This window comes from Streptomyces sp. NPDC007162, assembly GCF_040634175.1.
Classification (GTDB): Bacteria; Actinomycetota; Actinomycetes; order Streptomycetales; family Streptomycetaceae; genus Streptomyces.
In genome coordinates this window covers 1-4886 of record NZ_JBEYFC010000594.1, presented here as the reverse complement: position 1 = coordinate 4886, position 4886 = coordinate 1, and the positions used below count along the sequence as shown (strand labels likewise).

1 protein-coding gene is annotated in these 4886 nt (G+C 73.0%); it reads left to right on the top strand.

Annotated elements, in window-relative coordinates:
- Positions 1-4886 (top strand): SDR family NAD(P)-dependent oxidoreductase (locus tag ABZ646_RS40005; RefSeq protein ID WP_360530698.1); only part of this gene is annotated, 4886 nt, incomplete at both ends.

Here is a 4886-nt window from a genome sequence, read left to right as displayed (position 1 = left end):
GGGGTGTCGCTGGCCGCGATCAACGGCCCGGCATCCGTGGTGGTCTCGGGCGAGGCCGACGCCCTGGACTCGCTGCAGGAATTCTGCGAGGAGCAGGGGATCCAGGCGCGCCGGATCGCGGTGGACTACGCCTCCCACTCGCATCTGGTCGAGCGCATCGAGGACCGCTTGCTGGCGGATCTGGCTCCGGTCACCCCGCGGTCGTCGTCGGTGCCGGTGTTCTCATCGGTGACCGGAGCGCTGATGGACACCGCGGAGTGGGACGCCGGGTACTGGTACCGGAACCTGCGCAACACCGTGCTGTTCGAGCAGGCTCTGACGGCGGCCGAGCCCGCAGTGGTGATCGAGGTGAGTCCGCATCCCGTGCTGGCGCCGGCGGTGCAGGATGTCGCGCCGGTCGTCGGAACGCTGCGACGCGGCGAGGGTGGCCTGCTCCGGCTGGTCCTGGCGCTCGCCCAGGCATGGACCCACGGTGCCCCCGTGCGCTGGGATGCGGTCTTCGCCGGGCGCAGCGCCGTCCGGGTCGGCCTGCCCACCTACGCGTTCCAGCACCAGCGCTACTGGCCGGGCCCGGCCACGAGCCCCGCCGACGTCGCCGCCGCCGGGCTGAGCCCGGCCGAGCACCCGTTACTGGGCGCCGTGGTGCCGCTGCCGCACACCGACGGGGTGGTGTTCACCAGCCGCCTCTCGCTGCGCACCCACCCCTGGCTCGCCGACCACGCTGTACGCGGCACCGTGCTCCTGCCGGGAACCGGTTTCGTGGAACTGGCCGTCCTGGCGGGCGACAGCGTGCGGTGCGACCGGGTGGACGAGCTCGTCCTCGAGGCGCCGCTGGTGCTGCCCGCCCAGGGCGGTGTGCAGCTGCAGGTCGTCGTGGGCGAGGCGGAGCCGGACACCTCCCGCCGCGGTGTCGCCGTGTACGCCCGGCCCGACGGGCAGGAGGAGTGGACCCGCCACGCCACGGGCACGGTGAGCGCCGGGGCCGCCGGTGCCGGGGCGGAGTTCGACCCGGTGAGCCGGGACTGGCCCGTGCCCGGTGCGACGGAGATCGACACCGGGGAGTTCTACGAGCAGCTCGACGCGGGCGGCTTCCTCGCGTACGGGCCGGTGTTCCGGGGGTTGGGCCGGGCCTGGCGTGCCGGGGACCGGATCCTCGCCGAGGTCGAGCTGCCCGAAGCCGGGCGCGGTCTCGCGGCATCGTTCGGGATCCACCCGGCGCTGCTGGACGCCGCGCTGCACCCCGCGGTCTTCGCCGAGCCGGCCGCGGCGCGCGACGACGGCCTGCCGTTCAGCTTCACCGACATCGTCCTGCGGGCCGCGGGCGCCTCCCGGCTGCGGGTGGCTCTGACAAGGACCGGTCCGGACCAGCTGGCGATCGCGGTCGCGGACAGCACGGGATCGCCGGTGCTGTCGATCGGATCGCTGACCATCCGTCCGGTGCGAGCCGGAGCCGTCACGGCCGGGTCCGGCGACGGCACCATGCTGCGGATCGACTGGGTCGAGACCACGCCGGCTGAAGCGACTGCCGACGCCGCCGACGCCGTGCTGCTGGCCGCCGAGGGTGACCCGAACGAAGTCGTGCGGTCCACCCACGACCTGACAGCGCGGGTTCTGGGACAACTGCAACAGCACCTCGGTACGGACGAGCGCCCGGTGGTCGTGACGACCCGAGGCGCGATCGCGGCCGACTCCGGCGAATCCGTCACGGACATCGCCGCGGCAGCGGTGTGGGGCCTGGTCCGCTCGGCGCAGAGCGAGCACCCCGGCCGGATCGTCCTGCTCGACAGCGACACCGAGGTCGACGCCGCCGTGCTGGGCCGGGTGCTCTCCGCGGACGAACCGCAGCTGGTGCTGCGCAACGGCAAGCTGCTCGCGGCCCGCCTCACCCGGGTCACAGGCGCGGACGAGCTCACCGCGCCGGCGTCGTCGCCCGAGCTCTGGCGGCTCGACTCCACCGAGAAGGGCACGCTGGAGACTCTGGCCCTGCAACCGGTTCCCGAGCTGGCCGGCCCACTGGAACAGGGTCAGGTCCGGGTGCGCGTCCGGGCGGCGGGCCTCAACTTCCGGGACGTCCTCAACGCCCTCGGCATGGTCGACGATCCGCGTGCCGCCGGGCCTCTGGGCGGGGAGATCTCCGGTGTGATCGTCGAGACCGGGCCGGGCGTGACGAGCCTCGTGCCAGGCGACCGCGTCATGGGCATCGTGCCCGGTGGTTTCGGGCCGGAGGCGGTGACCGACCACCGGCTGCTGACGACGATCCCGTCCGGTTGGTCGTTCGTCACGGCTGCTTCGGTGCCGGTTGCGTTCCTGACGGCGTACTACGGCCTGGTCGACCTCGCGGGCCTGCGGTCCGGCGAGTCTGTGCTGGTGCACGCCGGGGCCGGTGGGGTGGGGTCGGCGGCGATCCAGCTCGCTCGGCACCTCGGCGCGGAGGTGTTCGCCACCGCGCATCCGGCCAAGTGGCCCGTACTGCACGCGCAAGGCCTCACGACGGACCGGGTCGCATCCTCCCGGGATCTCGCCTTCCGTGAGCGTTTCCAGGTCCTGGACGTGGTGCTCAACTCGCTGGCCGGCGAGTTCGTGGACGCCTCCCTCGACGTGCTGGCCCCGGGCGGGCGGTTTCTCGAGATGGGCAAGACCGACATCCGGTCCGCCGATGATCTGCGCGAGCAGCGACCCGGGCTGAGCTACCAGGCGTTCGACCTGATGGACGCCGGTATCGACCGCATCCAGGAAATGCTCCAGGAGGTGGCCCGGCTCTTCGCGGCCGGCGCGCTGAAGCCGTTGCCGGTCACGGCCTTCGACGTGCGCCGGGGACAGGACGCCTTCCGGCACATGAGCCAGGCCCGGCACGTCGGCAAGCTCGTGCTGACGATCCCGCACGCCCCCGCCCCCGACGGGACGGTCCTGATCACCGGCGGCACCGGAGGCCTGGCCGGCGCGGTGGCGCGGCACCTGGTCACCGAACACGGCACGCGTCATCTGCTGCTGCTGAGCCGCCGCGGGCCGGACGCGCCGGGGGCAGCGGAACTGATCGCGGACCTGACCCGCAGCGGCGCAACGGCCCAGGTGCTGGCCTGCGACGTGACCGACCGGGCGGCGCTGGCCGAGGCACTGGCGGTCGTCTCCCCGGACCACCCCCTGACCGGCGTCGTGCACACCGCGGGCATCATCGAGGACGGCCTGCTCGGCTCGATCACCCGCGAGCAGTTGGACCGCGTACTCGCACCCAAGGTCGACGCGGCCTGGCACCTGCACGAGCTCACGCGCGACCTGGATCTCGCGATGTTCGTGGTGTTCTCGTCCCTGGCCGGCTTCATGGGCGGCGGCGGGCAGAGCAACTACGCCGCCGGAAACGTGTTTTTGGACGCGCTCATGCAGCACCGCCGCCGCGCGGGCCTGCCGGGCCTGTCGATGGCGTGGGGCGCCTGGACGACCGAGATCGGCCTGGTCGGCACCCTGTCGGAGGTCGACATCGCGCGGATGGCCCGGTCGGCCATGCCTCCCATGTCCGTCGAACAGGGCCTCGACCTGTTCGACCGCGCGCTCGGCACCGGCCACCCGGTCCTCGGCCTGACCCGGCTGAAGGTCCAGGCGCTGCGGGCTCAGCACGACGCCCCGCTGTGGCGCGCGCTGACCGGTGGCATCGCGCGCCGCACCGCCGACAACACCCGCGCGGGCCGCCACGGGCTAGGCGAGCGTCTCGCCGCACTTCCCGCAGCCGAGCGCCGGCAGATCCTCACCGACCTCGTCCGCGATGCCGCCGCGGCCGTGCTCGGGCACGCCTCCGGCACGCAGATCAACGCCGACCAGCCGTTCAGCGACCTCGGCTTCGACTCGCTGACCTCCGTCGAGCTGCGGAACCTGCTGCGCGCCCGGACCGGCGTCAGCCTCGCAGCGGGCGCGGTGTTCGACTATCCGACCGTCGCCCGCCTGGCCGCGCACCTGGCGACCGGCTTCGGTGAGCCGGAGACCCCGGAGACGACCACGATGCCGGCGCCGGTGTCGGTCACCGGTGACCCGATCGTCATAGTCGGCATGGCCTGCCGCTTCCCGGGCGGGGTGGCCGACCCCGACGACCTGTGGCAGCTCGTCGCCGGCGGCATCGACGGCGTCACTCCCTTTCCGGCCGACCGCGGCTGGGACCTCGACGCGCTCCTCGGCGCCGATGGGTCCGCGGCGTCGGCCACGGCCGAGGGCGGCTTCCTCGCCGGCGCCGGCGAGTTCGACGCCGCCTTCTTCCGTATCTCCCCGCGCGAGGCCCTGGCCACCGACCCGCAGCAGCGTTTGCTGCTGGAAGTGTCGTGGGAGGCCCTGGAACGGGCGGGAATCGATCCCGGAACGCTGGCCGGCAGCCCGACCGGCGTCTTCGCGGGGGCCTTCGGATCGGGGTACGGGGAACTAGTCGCCCGCTCCGGCGAGCAGCTCCAGGGCCATCTCATCACCGGCGCAGCGGGCAGTGCGATCTCGGGGCGGGTTGCGTATGCGTTGGGGCTGGAGGGTCCCGCGGTCAGTGTGGACACGGCGTGTTCGTCGTCGCTGGTGGCGATGCATCTGGCTGCGCAGGCGTTGCGGGCGGGGGAGTGCTCGTTGGCGCTGGCCGGCGGCGTGACCGTCATGGCCACTGCGGATGCCTTCGTGGGCTTCACCGTGCAGGGTGGTCTGTCCCCGGATGGCCGGTGCCGGTCGTTCGCCGACAGTGCTGACGGGACGGGTTGGTCCGAGGGCGTCGGTGTGGTGGTGTTGGAGCGGTTGTCCGACGCTCGCCGTAACGGTCACGAGGTGCTTGCGGTGATGCGGTCGAGTGCGGTGAATCAGGATGGTGCGTCGAATGGTCTGACGGCTCCGAACGGTCCGTCTCAGCAGCGGGTGATTCGTCAGGCGCT